The organism is Pseudoxanthomonas sp. UC19_8, from assembly GCF_042700505.1.
GTDB lineage: Bacteria > Pseudomonadota > Gammaproteobacteria > Xanthomonadales > Xanthomonadaceae > Pseudoxanthomonas_A > Pseudoxanthomonas_A winnipegensis.
Genome location: NZ_CP170559.1, coordinates 3,542,405 through 3,558,316 on the forward strand (window position 1 = coordinate 3,542,405; position 15,912 = coordinate 3,558,316).

Genomic DNA, 15,912 nt, shown 5'->3' on the forward strand with positions numbered 1-15,912 from the left:
GCGGATGGAAGCCGCTGCGGGACGCTGGTTCATGCCCGATGGCTGGCGAGGACGGCCCCTGAGCGTGCCGCTCAGATAGATCGCTCCAAGCTTCGATTCGCGACGCGTTCCGTAACCGCTGCTCGCCTCACTGACGGGATGCCGGCCTGCAGCATGTCTGCTTCGCTCTCACCGTCGCCGTGGCCCAGCGAGTGCCGAGACCGGCCGCGGTGCCGCGATTCGAAGAACCCGGAAAGCATTCGGCACCCGCATCATGCGGGTGCCGAAGCCTCGTTCACGACCCGCCCGCTTCTCGCACCAAGCACTCAGCCGTCGATGGGCTGGGCGAGGCCGCTCTGGAGGGTCTGGTTGATGATGCTCTCCGCCTCGCGTTGCGCGCGTGCGCTGGCGGCGGCCTGCTGTTTGCCCAGCACGGCCTGCTGCTGGCCCAGCGCCTCCTGCTGGCGGGACAGCTCGGCCATCTCGCGTTGCATGGCCGGGTCGTCCATTTCCGCGCGGGCCTTCTCGGTGGCGCGGTGGGCGTCCTCGATGGCCTTGCGTGCGGCGGCACTGTCGCCGCCGGCCAGGCTCAGCTGCGCCTCGCGCACGGCGAGATCACCCAGGCGACTGCCGATCTCGCCCATGCGCCCGCCGATGCTGCCCTGCCGTTCGCCCAGCGCGCCCTGCTGCTCGCCGAGCTTGCCCTGGGCCTCGCCAATGCGAGAGGTCTCGGCATACACCGCCTTGAAGCGCGACAGGGTGGCCGCGTCGCGGATCACGTAGCTCTTGCCGGCGCGACGCACGAACAGCACGCCCTTGCCATCGTCCAGCGCGCGCGCCCGGCGCAGATCTTCGGAGGACCCGCTCATCGTGCTCTCATTGCCCTGCACCAGCACGTAGGCGTCGCGGCTGGCGTCATGCGACTGGTGGAACAGGCCCCGGGTGCTGAACGCCGTGGCCGGCGGCTTGGGCGGGGCCGGCGGCGCAGGAACCGCGTCTGCCGGCGGCGCGGGCGGCGGCGGCGGCGGAGCGGGAGGCGCCAGCAGGGCACGCATGCCGGCCGCCCGGGCCGCAGGTGCCGCGGGCGCGGCGGCGGCGGCCGGTTGCGCGGCGGCAGCGGGCTTGGCTTCGGCTACCGGCGTCTGCGGGGCCGGCGCGGCCGCCACCAGCCGCAGCGGAGTGACGCCGGCCACCGCAACACCGGCCAGGATCAGGACCGCGCCGATGCGCGGGAAGGAGTGCGTGTTCTGCAGCATGAGCAGTCTCCGTTTGAGGCTGAGGAAGGACGGCGATGCACTGGCCAGGCCCGCCCCCGGTCTCGGCGCGACGCCGAGGCGGACCAGCAGGCGGCCGTAATCGCCGCGACAGTGACGGTTGCCGGCGATCACCGCGGCATCGACGGCGGCCTCGCGGGCCACGCCGTATTCGCGCACCGCGTAATGCACCAGCGGATGGAAGAAGGCCACGTGCTGGGCCAGCACAGGCAGCAGGCCCCACCACAGGTCGCGGCGACGCAGGTGGACCAGCTCGTGGGTGAGGGCCATGTCCAGGTCGTCGTCGCCGATGCGGGCGGCTTCGGGCGTGGGCAGCAGCAGCACTGGGCGCCGCACGCCGACCAGCTGCGGCGAGCTGATCTGGCGCGACAGCCGCAGCGGCGGTGCGGTGCGCAGGCCGTGGGCCTCGGCCGCCAGGCGCAGGGCGCCGGACAGCACCGCGTCGTCGCAGGGATGCGAGGCGCGCACCAGCGCGCGGCTCGCGCGCCAGGCCAGCGCCGTTCGCAAGGCCATCACGACGATCCCGGCCAGCCACAGCGCCAGCAGCGCCGTCTGCCAGGCCGGCAGCACCCACAGCGGCGCGAGGGTGGGCGCCGAAGCGAGCGGCGCGATCACGAGCGGCGCGGTCGCTTCGGCCGCAGGCACCAAAGCGGGCGCGGCGGCCGATGCGCGCGCGGCGGCCGGCAGCCACGGCAGCTCCAGCGGCGCGGCGACCAGGCCGATCACCGCCTGCAGCGCCACCGTCCACCACAGCCAGCATTGCGTGGACGCCGGCAGGCGCGGCAGCGCGCGGCACAGGGCCCACACCAGCGCGACCAGCAGCGCGGTCTGCAAGCTGGTCGTGGCCAGGCGCGTGATCAGTTCCGAGGCGAGGGCGTCCATGCTCAGCCCTCCTTGCGCTGCGACTGCAGCTTGGCGACCAGCGCCTCGAGTTCGGCCAGCTCATCGTCGCTGACCTCGCTGCGCTGGGACATCCACGCCACGAACGGCGAGACCGAGCCCTGCAGCGTCTTCTCCACGAAGCTCTGCACCGCGCCCTGGACCACCGCGTCCTGGCCGGCCGTGGCGGCGTAGCGGTACACGCCGTCGACCTGCTTGCGCCGCAGGTAGGCCTTGGTGCGCAGGCGCTCCATCATGGTCAGCACGGTCGAGCGCGCCAGCCCGCGCGCCTCGCCGAAGCCGGCGGCCACCTCGCCTACCGTCGCCTCGCCCTGCTCGCCGATGTACTGGAGCAGCGCCAGCTCCTGGTCCCCGATGCTCTTGCGGCGCATGGCCGTCTCCGGTTGCCTACATTTGTAGTCAACCTAGCCGTGACGACAACTGTAGTCAACCCTGCCGGAGGTCATGGCCGACGAACGGCCGTGGGTGTCAGGTCTCCAGGGGAACGGTCGGCACGATGTTCGGGTAGATCCGCTCCAGGTGCGGCTCGCCGCCCTTCTCCAGGTCGGGCATCAGATAGCCGTTGACCGGCTGGGAGCGGTTGACCCACAGCGCGTAGTAAAGGTGATCGGCGCGCTCGTCGCCGGTGTTGGGGTGCAGCAGGATGGTCAGGCCCAGGCTGTTCAACTGCAGCCACGGCACGACCACCGGCAGCAGGTCGTTGGTGAAGCCGAAGTAGAACGACGGGGTGACGTGCGGGCCGCGCGGCTCCAGGTTCCAGTTGCCCAGCTCCACCGGGAAGCGCTCGGCGGTCCAGCGGCGGATCAGCGCGGCCTTCTCGTAGGTGTCCTCGTCGAAGTAGATATGCGCGTGATAGCTCTTCACGTCGGTATAGGCGCGCGGCCTGGCCGGCAGCGTCCTCTCGCCGGGCCGGATGCTGCGCGGCCGCGGCGTGGGCTCGGCGGCGGTGTGCTCGCCCCAGGGGCTCTTGCCCGCGTCCGGCGGCGGCACGATGGCGCGGAAGCCGGGCTTGCCCGGCGCGGTGAAATTTTCGCCAGCCGCCGGGGCCGCCACCGCGCCCTGCGCCGACAGCGCCAGCCCACCGGCGGCCAGCGCGCTCGCCCCGATCAGGCGGCGCCGCGCCGGCGACAGCAGATCGGCCCAGTCCTGATCCTGCGGCGTGTTGCGCACCAGGCGCCCGTGGCGGTCCACCAGGCGGTGGGCGTGTTCCTCATCCTGCGGGCGCAGGGCGTCGTCGTGCGTGGCAGACATCGTGCAGGTCCAGGGCTTGTGCACGCACCCCATGCGTGCTTCGCGGCCATGGTAGGCAGCGCATCGCACTACACGATATGGCGATCGCGCATGAGCTCATGCGCCGGGCATGCCCAAGCCGTCGCCTCCAAGTTGCCTTGAGTACGGGCGGCTTGAGCTCGGCTCATTCAAGTCACGCCGAAGATCGACCACGCATCGCGAAGCCCGATCCGGGCAGGTAGAGGAGCGACCCGCAGCTCAACACCCCAGAAAGCGCAGCCCCACCCCCGGCTCGGTCGCCAGGTACTTCGGCGCCAGGGCCGAGTCGCCGAGCTTGGCGCGCAGCTTGCCGACCAGCACGCGCAGGTAGTGGGTGTCCTCGGTGTGGGTGGGGCCCCAGACCTCGCGCAGCAGCTGCGGCTGGGTGACCACGCGGCCGGCGTTGGCCACCAGCAGCGAGAGCAGGGCGAACTCCTTGCGGGTCAGCACCACGGGGGCGCCGTCCAGGTGCACTTCGCGGCGCACCAGGTCGATGTGCAGGTGGCCGTCGTCGAACAGCGGCGGCGCGCTGGCATCGGCCACCACGTGCTGGCGCAGCAGGCCGCGCACGCGCGCCATCAGCTCCTGCGTGCCGAACGGCTTGGTGACGTAGTCGTTGGCGCCGCCGTCGAGCGCGGCGACCTTCTCGCTCTCGGCGGCGCGCACGCTAAGCATCAGCACCGGCACCTGGCTCCATTGGCGCAGCTGCGCCAGCACCTCGTGGCCATCCAGATCGGGCAGGCCGATATCCAGGATCACCAGGTCCGCGCCCTGCGTGGCCAGCGTCTCCAGGCCGGCGCGGCCATCGGCCGCCTGCAGCACCACGTAGCCCTGCGCGCGCAGGGAGATGTCGAGGAAGCGGCGGATCTGCGCTTCGTCGTCGATCACCAGCACGCGCGCGGGCGTGGTGGGGGCTTCAGTCGTCGTCGGCATCGTTGCGGGGCGGTGGCTGCATCAGCGGCAGGGTGATGCGGATCAGCGTACCGCGCCCATCCTGACCGGGAAGTGCCTCCACGCTGCCGCCGTGCGCGCCGATCATGCCCTGGCAGATGGTCAGCCCCAGGCCGGTGCCGTGGCGGCCGCGGTCGCCGCGCTCGACGCTGTAGAACATGTCGAAGATGCGCGCGCGCTCGTCCTCGGGGATGCCCGGGCCACGGTCGGCCACATCGATGCGCAGGCCGCCGGGCGCCAGCTGGGCCGACACGCGCACCGCTTGGTCCGGCGGGGAGAACTTGGCCGCGTTCTCCAGCACGTTGAACACCGCCTGCTCGACCAGCGCCGGATGCACCCACAGCATCGGCAGCTCCGGCGCCAGCGCGGTCTCCACGCGCACGCCGGGCTGGTAGCGCTGCAGGCGGCGCACGGCCGAACCGATCAGTTCGTCCACGCCGATCCAGTCGCGGTTGAGGGTCAGGCCGGTGTGGCCCAGGCGGGTCATGTCCAGCAGGTTCTGGATGTAGCGGTCCAGGCGCTCGCCTTCGGTGAGGATGGTATCCAGCAGCGCGCGCCGGTCCTCGACCGGCATGGCCTGGCCGTAGCCGGACAGGCTGCTGGCCGAGCCGATCATCGCCGCCAGCGGCGAGCGCAGATCGTGGCTGACCGAGGACAGCAGGGCCGAGCGCAGGCGCTCGGTCTCGCCGCTCATGCGGGCGTTCTCCAGGTCGCCGACCAGGCGCGTGCGCAGGGCCGCCTGGGCGATGTCCTCGACCATGGCCTCGGCCAGGCGGCGGCGTTCCAGGCCCGGGGGCGAGGGATCGTCCATGCGCAGCCCGGCCACGCCGATGGTGGTGCGCTCGCCGGCGGTCATCGGCACGAACCACCAGCCCGCGCCGGCCAGGGTGTCGGTATGCCGGCCGCTGGGCGCGCCGTGGCGCTGGGTCCAGGCCGCGGCGGCGTGGTCGGTGTCACCCAGCGCGGCGGTGGGCGCGGCCTCGACCTGCTCGCCCACGCGCAGCCAGGCCTGCGCGTCCAGCGCGCGCTCCAGCGCCCGGCGCCCGGCCTGCAGCACCTGGCCCAGGTCGGCGGCGGTGGACAGCTCGCGCCCCAGCTGCTGCATCGCCGTGGCATGGCGGTTGGCCGCCGCCAGCGCCAGCACCTGCATGCGCAGGCGCGAGGCCAGGCGCCCGGCGACCAGCGCGGCGGCCAGGAACAGGAACACCGTCACCACGCCCTGCTCGGCGCTGATGTGCAGGGTGAAGCGCGGCTCGATGAAGAAGAAGTTGTAGGCCAAAAAGCACAGCACGGCGCTGAGCACCGCCGCGGCCATGCGCGTGCGCGCGGCCACCACCACCACCGCGACGATGAACACCATCGACAGGTCGTCCAGCCCGACCCAGCGCTGCGCGATCCAGGCCAGCGCCACCGCGGCGACCGTCGCCAGCAGCGAGAAGCCGGCATCGTGCCGGCTCAGCCGCTGCGGCAGCGCATGCAGGCTGCGTCGCGCCCGGGCGCGCGCGGCCGGCGTGCTGACGATGTTGATCTCCAGGTGCGCGCCGCGCTGGATCAGCTGCTGGGTCAGGGTGCGGTTGACCATGCGCGCCAGCGGCCGCTCGCGGGTGCGGCCCAGCACCAGGGTGGACACGCCGGTGTGGCCGGCATGGTCTAGCAGGGCGTCGGCGATGTTGGGGCCGTGCAGCAGCTCGGCCTCGCCGCCCAGGCGGCGCGCCAGGGCGAAGGCGCGGTCGATCTCCTGCTGGCTGTCGGCGTCGAAGCCGCGCCGCTGCACGGTGACCACCGTCCACGGCGCGCCGCGGCGTTCGGCGATGCGCCGGGCCACGCGCACCAGGTATTCGCTCTGGCCGCCGCCGTCGATGGCCACCAGCACGCGCCGGCGCACGGGCACGCCGGCCTGGCCGCGCGCGGCGGCGTTCTCGCGCAGCGCGTTGTCCACGTGCTCGGCCGCGGTCTGCATGGCCAGCTCGCGCAGCGCGGTGAGGTTGGACGGCGAGAAGAACGCCTGCAGCGCCTGCGCCGCCTGGTCGGGCAGATAGACCTTGCCCTGCTGCAGGCGTTCGACCAGCTCGCGCGGCGGGATGTCCACCAGCACGATGTCGTTGAGCCGGTCGAACACCGCATCGGGCACGGTTTCGGACACGCGCACGCCGGTGATGCGCAGCACCATGTCGTTGAGGCTTTCCAGGTGCTGGACGTTGATCGTGGTCCACACGTCGATGCCGGCATCGAGCAGCTCGACCACGTCCTGCCAGCGGCGCTCGTGGCGGCTGCCCGGCGCGTTGCGGTGCGCCAGCTCGTCCACCAGCACCAGGGCCGGCTTGCGCGCCAGCAGCGCGTCCAGGTCCATCTCCTCCAGCACCCGGCCCTGGTACTCGACGCGCTTGCGCGGCTGCTGCGGCAGGCCTTCGGCCAGGGCGGCGGTCTCGCTGCGGCCATGGGTCTCCACGATGCCGACCACCAGGTCGGTGCCGCGCCGGAGCTGCTCGCGCGCACGGCCGAGCATGGCGTAGGTCTTGCCCACGCCGGGCGCCGCGCCGAGGAACACGGTGAGCTGGCCGCCATGCTCGCGTTGCAGCCCCTCGATGAGGGCGTCGGCCTGGCGGGTACGGGGGTCGGTCATGGGGAGATTTTGCTTGGGTTGCTTGGGGTTTTGGTGGGTTGGGGCTTTCGATCTGCGTAGAGCCAAGCGCCGGCACCGGGCATCAACCTAAAATTCGTCATTCCCGCGAAAGCGGGAATCCGGGGACTTTGCGCTTTTGCCCTTGCCTTGGGCTCTCCCGGGGCCTGCCGCTGGGAGTGCGCCGCATGCGCAAAGCGAGAAACAACGTCCCGGATTCCCGCGTTCGCGAAAATGACGGATTTGGGGGGAGCCGACGCCTGCCTCGATCTCAGCGCTTGGAGGCGTCCTCCAACGCCAGATTCAACGCCACCACATTCACCCGCGGCTGCCCGAACACGCCGAACTGCTTGCCGGTCGTATGCGCCTGCACCAGCGCGGCCACCGTCTCCACCGGCAAGCCGCGCGCACGGGCCACGCGGGCGATCTGGATCCGGGCCGCGGCCGGCGAGATGTCCGGATCGAGCCCGCCGCCGGACTGGGTCACCAGGTCCGAAGGCACCTGCGCGGGTGTCACTCCCTCGCGCGCGGCGACTTGCGCGATCGCGTCGTCCACACGCTTGATCGCGTCGGGATTGCTGCGCGCCTGGTTACTGCCGGCGGCCGACATCGGGTCATACTTGGCCGCCGAGGGGCGCGGCTGGAACCACTGATCGCCCGCGAACGGCTGCGCCACCAGCGCCGAGCCGATCACGGTATCGCCGCGCCGCAGCAGGCTGCCGGTGGCCTGCTCGGGAAACGCCACGCGCGCCAGGCCCGTGCCGGCCAGGGCGTACAGCAGCCCCATCACCAGCAGCGCGACCAGGGACAGCACCAGGGCCGGCCGCCACGCGGCGCGGTACTGCAGAACAGGGGAAGACATGGCAGCTCCTTTTCCGGAAGGGCGGGACATCAGGGTCTGGGCGAGGTCGACGCGGCTCATGCGCCCACCACCGCGGCCAGGACCAGATCGATCAGCTTGATCGCCACGAACGGCAGCACCACGCCGCCCACGCCATAGATCAGCATGTTCCGGCGCAGCAGCACGGTGGCCGTGGCCGGGCGGAAGCGCACGCCGCGCAGGGCCAGCGGGATCAGCGCCGGGATCACCAGCGCATTGAAGATCAGCGCCGCCAGCACCGCGTTGCGCGGGCTGGACAGGTGCATCACGTTCAAAGCGGCCATCGAGGGGATCGCCGCGGCGAACAGCGCCGGCAGGATGGCGAAGTACTTGGACACGTCGTTGGCCAGCGAGAAGGTGGTCAGCGCGCCGCGCGTGATCAGCTGCTGCTTGCCCACTTCCACCACCGCCAGCAGCTTGGCCGGATCGCTGTCCAGGTCGACCATGTTGCCGGCCTCCTTGGCGGCCTGGGTGCCGGAGTTCATCGCCAGGCCCACGTCGGCCTGGGCCAGCGCCGGGGCGTCGTTGGTGCCGTCGCCGACCATGGCCACCAGCCGCCCGCCGGCCTGCTCGGCGCGGATGCGGGCGAGCTTGTCCTCGGGGCGGGCCTGGGCGATGTAGTCGTCCACGCCGGCCTCGGCGGCGATGGCCGCGGCGGTGAGCGGGTTGTCGCCGGTGATCATCACCGTCTTGATGCCCATCGCGCGCAGCTGGGCGAACTTTTCCTTGATGCCGTGCTTGACCACGTCGGACAGCTCGATCACGCCCAGCACGTGCCGGCCTTCGGCCACCACCAGCGGGGTGGCGCCGCCGCGCGCGACCTGCTCGACGCGGCCGGCCAGTTCGGAAGGCACGCTGCCGCCCAGCGCGGTCACGTAGGCGGCGATGGCATCCACGGCGCCCTTGCGGATCGCGCGACCGGCCACGTCCACGCCGGACATGCGGGTCTGCGCAGTGAAGGCCAGGTACTCGGCGCTCTCCGGCTCCGTCACAGTGCAGCCCTGCTCGCGCGCCAGCCGCACGATCGACTTGCCCTCCGGCGTCGGGTCGGCCAGCGAGGACAGCAGCGCGGCCTCGCGCAGCTGGGTCGCGTCGATGCCGGCCAGGGTGTGGAAGTGGGTGGCCTGGCGATCGCCGTGGGTGATGGTGCCGGTCTTGTCCAGCAGCAGCACGTCCACATCGCCCGCAACTTCCACCGCCTTGCCGGACTTGGCCAGCACGTTGGCCGCCAGGGCGCGGTTCATGCCGGCGATGCCGATGGCCGGCAGCAGGCCGCCGATGGTGGTCGGGATCAGGCACACCAGCAGCGCGATCAGCAGCAGCGGGTCCACGCGCACGCCGACGAAGGCGCCGATGGCCGGCAGCGTGGCGACCACGATCAGGAAGGTCAGCGTCATCGCCGCCAGCAGCAGGGTCAGGGCGATCTCGTTGGGCGTCTTCTGCCGGTTGGCGCCCTCGACCAGGGCGATCATGCGGTCCAGGAAGCTGTTGCCCGGCTCGGCGGTGACCTTGACCACGATCTCGTCGGTCAGCACCTTGGTGCCGCCGATCACGCCACTGCGGTCGGTGCCGGCCTCGCGCAGCACCGGCGCCGACTCGCCGGTGACGGCGGCCTCGTTGATGGTCGCCAGGCCGCGCACGATCTCGCCGTCGGCCGGGATCTGCTGCCCGGCCGAGACGATCACCAGATCGCCCGGGCGCAGCTGCGCGGCGGGCAGGCTGCGTTCGCTGGCATGGCCCTGGATGGCATCGACCTTGCGCGCGATCAGGTCCTGGCGCGCGGTGCGCAGCGAGGCGGCCTGGCCGCGGCCGCGCGCCTCGGCGATGGCCTCGGCGAAATTGCCGAACAGCACCGTCAGCAGCAGGATCGCGCTGACCGCCAGGCCGAAGCCCAGCGGCGCGTTGCCGGTCAGCGTGACCAGCAGCGCGACCAGGGTGCCGGCCATGACCACGGCCATGACCGGGCTGCGCACCAGCTTGGCGGGGTTGAGCTTGAGCACCGCATCGCGCAGCGCGGCACGGATGGCCGCGCCATCGAGCAGGCGCTGCGGCGCGCGGTGGGAGTGGACTTGGGAGTTCATGTTCAGCGTCCTTCAGTGCGCCATCAGCGCCAGGTGTTCGGCGACCGGGCCCAGCACCAGCACCGGCATGAACTGCAGCACGGTCAGCACGGCGATCACCGCGATCAGGGTCAGGGCGAAGGTGGGGGTTTCGATCTGCAGGCTGCCCGGCGACTCGGGCGCGGCGCGCTTGGCCGCCAGCTGCGCGGCGACCACCAGCGGCACGATCAGCGCCGGGTAGCGGCCCAGCAGCAGCACCAGGGTGCAGCTGAGGTTCCACCACGGCGTGCTGTCGCCCAGGCCCTCGAAGCCCGAGCCATTGTTGGCGAAGGCCGAGGCGTACTCGTAGAACACCTGGCTGATGCCGTGGAAGCCGGGATTGGAGTTGGCGGTCAGGGCGGGCACCGCCAGCGCGATGGCGGTGAACAGCAGCAGCACGATCGGCTGCAGCAGGATCAGCAGCGCCAGCAGCTTGACCTGGCCGGTCTCGATCTTGCGCCCGAACAGCTCCGGCGTGCGCCCGGTCATCAGCCCGGCCAGGAACACGCCCAGCAGCAGATACACGATGAACTGCTGCAGGCCGCAGCCGATGCCGCCCCAGATGGCGTTGATCAGCATGTCGATCATGGCCACGCCGCCGCTGAGCGGGCTGAGCGAATCGTGCATGGCGTTGACCGAGCCGTTGGAGGTCTGCGTGGTCAGCGCCGCCCACAGCGCGGAGGCATCGGCGCCGAAGCGCACCTCCTTGCCTTCCATCAGCAGCGGGCTGGCGGCGCTGGCCGAATTGCCCTCGGCCCACACCAGCGCCGCGGTGGAGGCGGCCGACATCGCCAGCATGCTGCCGAAGATCAGCCCGGCCAGCTTGCGCCGGCCGGTGAACGCGCCGACCATCACCACCACCGCGATCGGGATCAGCACCAGCGCGATGCATTCCAGCGCGTTGGAGAACGGGGTCGGGTTCTCCAGCGGCATCGCGCTGTTGGGCCCGTACCAGCCGCCGCCGTTGGTGCCCAGCTGCTTGACCGCGACCATCGCCGCGACCGGGCCCAGCGGCAGCTTCTGCGCGCTGAAGTCCGCGCTGTGCGCGATCGGCGTGGCGGTGGGACCGGCCTGCAGCGTGGAGGGCACGCCCTGGCTGCCCAGCAGCAGCGTCCACAGCAGGCACAGCGGCAGCATGAAGCGCACGCAGGCGCGGATCACATCGCTGTAGTAATTGCCCACATCGACCGCGCGCGCATCGCCTTCCTGCGCCTCGGCGGCGCGGCCTTTGCCGAAGAACGCGCGCAGCGTGGCCACCGCCAGCCCCAGGCCCATCATCGGGGTGATCACCTGCAGCCCGGTGATGGCCACCATCTGCGACAGGTAGGACAGCTGCGCCTGGCCGGAGTAATGCTGCTGGTTGGTGTTGGTCAGGAACGAGACCATGGTGTGCAGCGCCAGGTCCCAGCGCATGTTGGGCACGCCGTCGGGGTTGAGCGGCAGCCAGGCCTGGGTCATGAACATCGCCCACACCAGCACGCCCACCACCACATTGCTCAGCACGAAGGCGCCGGCATAGCCGCGCCAGGACATGCCGCGCGCCGGGTCCACGCCCAGCAGCGCATAGAGCGGCCGCTCGACGAGGCCGAACAGCGCATCGCCGCGCATCGGTGCGCCGCGCATCACCCGGGCCAGGTACAGACCCAGCGGCCAGGCCAGCAGCAGCGCGGCGGCCAGGATCAGGAAGATCTCAAGCATGTCGTGGGTTCCTTCAGAAGTCTTCGGGTCGCAGCACGACGTAGAGCAGGTAGGCAGCGGCGAGGATCACCAGCGCACCACAGGTCAAAGCTAGCCAGCCAGGCATTGGTTGTGTCTCCATGGACTGCGGTCGGCGGCCAGGCGTGCCACGCGATCCGCAGGGGAATGAGGGAAGGGGGCATGCAGGTCCCTGCATGCGGCGCCCGCACCGGGTGTGCCGGAACGGGCGAAAGTGTCGGGCGCGTGCCGGTAAAGGCGCTAGGCGCGATGCGCCGCCTTGCGTAAATTCTTCATCAATTCTCCGCCCGGCCAGGCCGCGCGGCTCAGAACCGATGTGCGAATCCGACGTAGCCCTGGACATCGGGCGTCCGGTCGTTCAGACCGAAGTTGGCGCCGAGATCGATCTGGAACTTCGGAGCCAGCAGGTAGCTGACCGCCAGGTCCGCGGAGGCCTGCCTGATCGTGCCGGCGGGGTCCTTGTTCACCGAGGACCACAGCTCCACCGCCACGCCCAGTCGCGGGGTGAGCGCGTGGGAGAGGTTGACCAGATTGGTCACGCCCAGGTGCGTGCCGCTGCCGTCGCTGTCGGCCAGCGCATCCAGCTCCGGCCCCAGCAACAGGGTGAAGCCGCGCGGCAGGCTGAGGCTGATCGGCAGGGCCACGCCCCCTTCCCACTTGTCGTTGCCCAGGCCGTCGGCGGCGGTCGGCATTTTGACGAAAGGAATCACCGCCATGCTCACCGATTGACCTTCGTAGAAGCGGGTCTTCAGGCGCAGGGTCGCATCGCCGCCGCCGGACAGGCTGGAGCTGGCGCCATTGGTGCGATCCAGCGTCCGGACCTCCAGCTGCGGGGACCAGTACAGCTGGAGGTCGGTGTTGTCGCTCAGTCCGTACTTCAGCCCGGTATTGGCGAAGGCGAAGGTCTCGGTCCTGGTCGCGGGCTGGGTATCGCGGGTGTAGCTGGTGACATCCGCTTCCACCTGCCAATCGCCGGCGGGAACGGTGCAGACCGCATTGCTCTTGGTCGGGCGGTCGGTGCAGAGCGGCGCGTCGTCGCCGGCCGCCATGGCCGGGGCCGCACAGGCCAGGCCGAGCAGCACGAGTGCGCCAGAGGCCAGCGGCGCGCGCCCACGCGGCGCGTTGAGTGAGGTCTCGATGTTCAAAACGAAGCTTCCTTGGCGTCGTCCGGCAATCAGCGGACGCGCGGTATGACGACATTCCACGGCCTTTGCACGGGAGGTCGATCTGCTGGGTTGGGTGCGTGGGCGGCCTCGCCACGCCACGCTGCAAGGCCAGCGCAAGATAGGAAGGGGCGGCGTAAAGACACCATCCGCGCCCGCTGCCTCTGACATAAAAACCGCATCAAATCGCCAGGTGCGCGTGCTGCGCGGCGCAGAGATTGCGAAGAATTTATGCCGCAGGCGCCAATGCGCATGGCGCGTTGATGCCCTCGGCGCGAACCATGCGCGTCCCGCACCGTGGTGCGCTGTCAGCTGCCATGTTCATGTCCATCGTGTTGCTCCAAGGGCCGGCCGCCGGCCCGGTCTCACTGCCCCCGCATGCCGCGCTGTCCATCGACCTGATCCAGTGCGACACGCTGCCGGCCATGGTCGGCGGCCTGCACCTGGCCCGCCGCCAGCGCGCGCCGCTGGTGGTGCTCGACCCCGGCGCGTGGTCCGCGCGCGACTGCGCCCTGCACGGCGCGGCCTTGCGCGACGCGCTCGATGCGCTGGACGCGCCGTATATCGAACTGCACGACCACAGCGCCCAGGAGTTCGCCCACTGGGCCCATCCGCAGCACGAGGCGCTGGCCGTGTTCAACGTCGACCGCGACGCCGCCGCGCGCCTGACCATGGCGCTGGCCGTGGCCGCGCGCCTGGTCGCCGCGCCGCTCGACGCGCACTGAGGGCCGCCGCCATGTCCATCGTCATCGTCCGCGGCCCCGACCGCCTCCATGCCCCGCCGACGCCGCCGGCCTCGCTTCCTTCGCCGGTGATGCACGGGCTGGCCGAACTGGCCTGCTGCGCCGGCAAGACCATCGCCCTGCGCAGCTGCGCCAGCGAGCGCGAGCTGCTGCAGACCCTCACCCTGTGCCGGCGCACCCAGGTCGAGCTGGTGCTGCTCGATCCCGGCGCCTGCAGCGCCAGCCCGCGGCTGCAGGCGCTGCTCGCACAGCAGCCCCTGCCCTACATCGAAGTGCACGATGACCCGCCCGGCCAGCCCGAGGCCTGCCTGCCCGACGCCAGCGGCCGGCGCGTCGGCCGGGCCCAGGGCTACGGCGCGCACAGCTACACCCTGGCCCTGTCGCTGGCGCTGGAACATCTGGGCTGCAGCGGACTGGACGATGTCCATGTGGGCACCTGAGCCGGGCCCGGCGCGCACGCCGGTCGCGGTTCGCTACTTCGTCGATTACGAAGTGTGGGTGGGCGGCCAGCCGATCGCCTGGGGCCAGCTGATCCAGCCCGGGCCGCCCGGCGACCCGCTGCCCGGCGCGGACGCGGCCTGGCTGCACGACCTGCAGCAGCGCGCGGCCGACCGTCACGGCGTGGGCGCCGCCGAAGTGCGCATCCGCACGCTGGCGCGGCTCTAGGGTCCGCTGACATGCGATGACACGCGGCTTCATCACGGCGCAACACGATCGCGGCAATGCTTGGCTCCGCTGCCCACTGGAGAGAGTTGCCATGCGTCTTGCCCTGACCGCCGCCGCCGTGTCCCTGGCCCTGTCCGCCTGCGCCTCGGCGCCGCTGGCGTTCCAGCCGCTGGACGGCACCATCTCCGGCACCTGCCATACCGACATGGTCAAGGGCGCGGTCGGCCTGGCCGCCGCGCAGCCGACGCTGGAGCGCATCCGCGTGGACAGCGACAGCACCGCGCTGTCCACCGGCGATCAGGCCGCGACCGCGACCGAAGGCGGCTCGACCGTGCACGTGCAGGTCGGCGAGCACAACGCGATCACCGCCATCGGCTGCAGCGGCACCACGGTGGCGATGCAGTAAGCCTCTCGCGGGCGCATCCGCTGTCCCGACGCCGGCGCTCGCGCCGGCGTCGTCGTGTCCGGGTCCGGATCAGGCCGCGGCCGCGCGCTTGGCCTTGCCCAGCGAGACCTTGTGGACCTTGGCCATCAGCTTCAGCGCGGCCTGCTCCCACTGCCGCTCGCCGCGCGCGTCGCCGGCGATCTTCTGCAGCCGCCCGTCCTCCCAGGCCACGAACACGCAGGGGTCGATGTACGCCTTGCGGCACACCGCCGGCGTATTGCCCAGCGCCCGGGCGACCTCCTTGATCACCCCGTTCTTGGCGCGGTTCAGCGCGGCCTTGCTGGGCGGCTCGGGCAGCGGCGTGGCCGCCAGCAGCTTGAACGCCGCCAGCGTGCCGCCCCAGGTGCGGAAGTCCTTGGCGGTGAAGTCCTCGCCCATCACCTCGTGCAGGTAGGCGTTGACCTGCCCGGAGTCGACCGGCTGCAGCGTGCCGTCGTCGTCCTGGTACTGGAACAGCGCCTGCCCCGGCAGGTGCTGCACCGCGCGGATCAGCTTGACCAGGCGCGCATCGTCGATGCCGATGTCGTGCTCCAGCCCGCCCTTGCCGCGGAACTTCAGCCGCACCCGGTCACGGGCGAAGGCTACGTGCCGGTTGCGCAACGTGGTCAGGCCGAAGGAGCGGTTCTCGCGGGCGTAGGTGGCGTTGCCGATGCGCACCAGCGTCTCGGCCATCACCGCCACCACGATCGCCAGCACCTTCTCGCGCGGGAAGCCGGGGCGCTTGAGATCCTGGCGCAGGCGCCGACGCAGGCGCGGCAGCGTGGCGCCGAACTGGACGATGCGGTCGAACTTGCCCTCGCCGGTGACCTGCATCCAGTCCGGGTGATAGCGGTACTGCTTGCGCCGGCGCGCATCGCGCCCGGTGGCCTGCAGATGCCCGCGCTCCTGCAGGCAGATCCAGACCTCGGTATAGGCCGGCGGGATGGCCAGCGCGCGGATGCGGGTCAGGGTCAGCGCATCGCGCACCGCGCGGCCTTCCGGGTCGCGATAGCCGAAGCCCTTGCCGGCGCGTCGCCGCGAGTAACCGGGCTCGGCATCGCTGACATAGACCAGGCCGGCCAGCTTGGCCACGTCGGCCATCGGCGGCGGGACCACGGGCGGGGCGGGGGTGCGCTTGCGGGAATTGGGAGAGGCAGCCATGCCGGCGGCACGTTGTCTGCTCGTGCATGAAAGCGCCGTCAACCGACGCATGCGCGGGCGCGTCGGC

Annotated in this window: 15 protein-coding genes; 4 read left to right on the forward strand and 11 right to left on the reverse strand. The window is 71.5% G+C overall.

Annotation, left to right across the window (positions count from 1 at the left end; translation table 11 throughout):
- Positions 1 to 305: 305 nt before the first annotated feature.
- From ACFJIT_RS15665 to ACFJIT_RS15710, 10 genes are all read right to left on the reverse strand, one after another.
- Entirely contained in the window at positions 306 to 2,135 is a 1,830-nt protein-coding gene (locus ACFJIT_RS15665; protein ID WP_379654186.1) for a M56 family metallopeptidase, read from the reverse strand.
- A gap of 2 nt (positions 2,136 to 2,137) precedes the next feature.
- Positions 2,138 to 2,524, reverse strand: a complete 387-nt coding sequence (locus ACFJIT_RS15670) for a BlaI/MecI/CopY family transcriptional regulator (RefSeq protein WP_130514591.1) — start codon at positions 2,522 to 2,524, stop codon at positions 2,138 to 2,140.
- Positions 2,525 to 2,621: 97 nt separating this feature from the next.
- Positions 2,622 to 3,404: a DOPA 4,5-dioxygenase family protein gene (locus ACFJIT_RS15675; RefSeq protein ID WP_379654187.1), complete on the reverse strand. Its 783-nt coding sequence runs from the start codon at positions 3,402 to 3,404 to the stop codon at positions 2,622 to 2,624.
- A gap of 237 nt (positions 3,405 to 3,641) precedes the next feature.
- Positions 3,642 to 4,355 carry a response regulator gene (locus ACFJIT_RS15680; RefSeq protein WP_130514587.1) on the reverse strand — a complete coding sequence of 238 codons (714 nt, stop codon included), beginning with the start codon at positions 4,353 to 4,355 and terminating at the stop codon, positions 3,642 to 3,644.
- Positions 4,339 to 6,996, reverse strand: coding sequence for an ATP-binding protein (locus ACFJIT_RS15685; protein WP_379654188.1), 2,658 nt, complete (start codon positions 6,994 to 6,996; stop codon positions 4,339 to 4,341). The genes ACFJIT_RS15680 and ACFJIT_RS15685 overlap by 17 nt, the downstream gene beginning before the upstream one ends.
- Positions 6,997 to 7,264: 268 nt before the next feature.
- On the reverse strand, positions 7,265 to 7,855 hold the full coding sequence (gene kdpC, locus ACFJIT_RS15690) for a potassium-transporting ATPase subunit KdpC (protein WP_379654189.1): 591 nt from the start codon (positions 7,853 to 7,855) through the stop codon (positions 7,265 to 7,267).
- 56 nt (positions 7,856 to 7,911) lie between these two features.
- A complete protein-coding gene (gene kdpB / locus ACFJIT_RS15695) occupies positions 7,912 to 9,954 on the reverse strand; it encodes a potassium-transporting ATPase subunit KdpB (RefSeq protein ID WP_379654190.1) in 2,043 nt (680 codons plus the stop codon).
- A gap of 12 nt (positions 9,955 to 9,966) precedes the next feature.
- Positions 9,967 to 11,670: a potassium-transporting ATPase subunit KdpA gene (gene kdpA, locus ACFJIT_RS15700; RefSeq protein ID WP_379654191.1), complete on the reverse strand. Its 1,704-nt coding sequence runs from the start codon at positions 11,668 to 11,670 to the stop codon at positions 9,967 to 9,969.
- A 13-nt stretch (positions 11,671 to 11,683) separates the two neighbouring features.
- Positions 11,684 to 12,031, reverse strand: coding sequence for a potassium-transporting ATPase subunit F (locus ACFJIT_RS15705; protein WP_379654192.1), 348 nt, complete (start codon positions 12,029 to 12,031; stop codon positions 11,684 to 11,686).
- Positions 11,994 to 12,833, reverse strand: coding sequence for a transporter (locus ACFJIT_RS15710; RefSeq protein WP_379654193.1), 840 nt, complete (start codon positions 12,831 to 12,833; stop codon positions 11,994 to 11,996). The genes ACFJIT_RS15705 and ACFJIT_RS15710 overlap by 38 nt, the downstream gene beginning before the upstream one ends.
- A gap of 341 nt (positions 12,834 to 13,174) precedes the next feature.
- On the opposite strand from ACFJIT_RS15710, the gene ACFJIT_RS15715 reads away from it, so the two are divergent.
- From ACFJIT_RS15715 to ACFJIT_RS15730, 4 genes are all read left to right on the forward strand, one after another.
- Entirely contained in the window at positions 13,175 to 13,576 is a 402-nt protein-coding gene (locus tag ACFJIT_RS15715; RefSeq protein ID WP_379654194.1) for a type II 3-dehydroquinate dehydratase, read from the forward strand.
- A gap of 11 nt (positions 13,577 to 13,587) precedes the next feature.
- Positions 13,588 to 14,034 (forward strand): 3-dehydroquinate dehydratase, encoded by a 447-nt coding sequence (locus tag ACFJIT_RS15720; protein ID WP_379654195.1) that lies wholly within the window; start codon positions 13,588 to 13,590, stop codon positions 14,032 to 14,034.
- Complete coding sequence (locus tag ACFJIT_RS15725) at positions 14,021 to 14,260, forward strand: hypothetical protein (protein WP_379654196.1); 240 nt, start codon at positions 14,021 to 14,023, stop codon at positions 14,258 to 14,260. The genes ACFJIT_RS15720 and ACFJIT_RS15725 overlap by 14 nt, the downstream gene beginning before the upstream one ends.
- Before the next feature lie 91 nt (positions 14,261 to 14,351).
- A complete protein-coding gene (locus ACFJIT_RS15730) occupies positions 14,352 to 14,666 on the forward strand; it encodes a hypothetical protein (protein WP_337053056.1) in 315 nt (104 codons plus the stop codon).
- 69 nt (positions 14,667 to 14,735) lie between these two features.
- On the opposite strand, the gene ACFJIT_RS15735 is transcribed toward ACFJIT_RS15730, so the two are convergent.
- Complete coding sequence (locus tag ACFJIT_RS15735; protein WP_379654197.1) at positions 14,736 to 15,896, reverse strand: DNA topoisomerase IB; 1,161 nt, start codon at positions 15,894 to 15,896, stop codon at positions 14,736 to 14,738.
- Positions 15,897 to 15,912 lie beyond the last annotated feature (16 nt).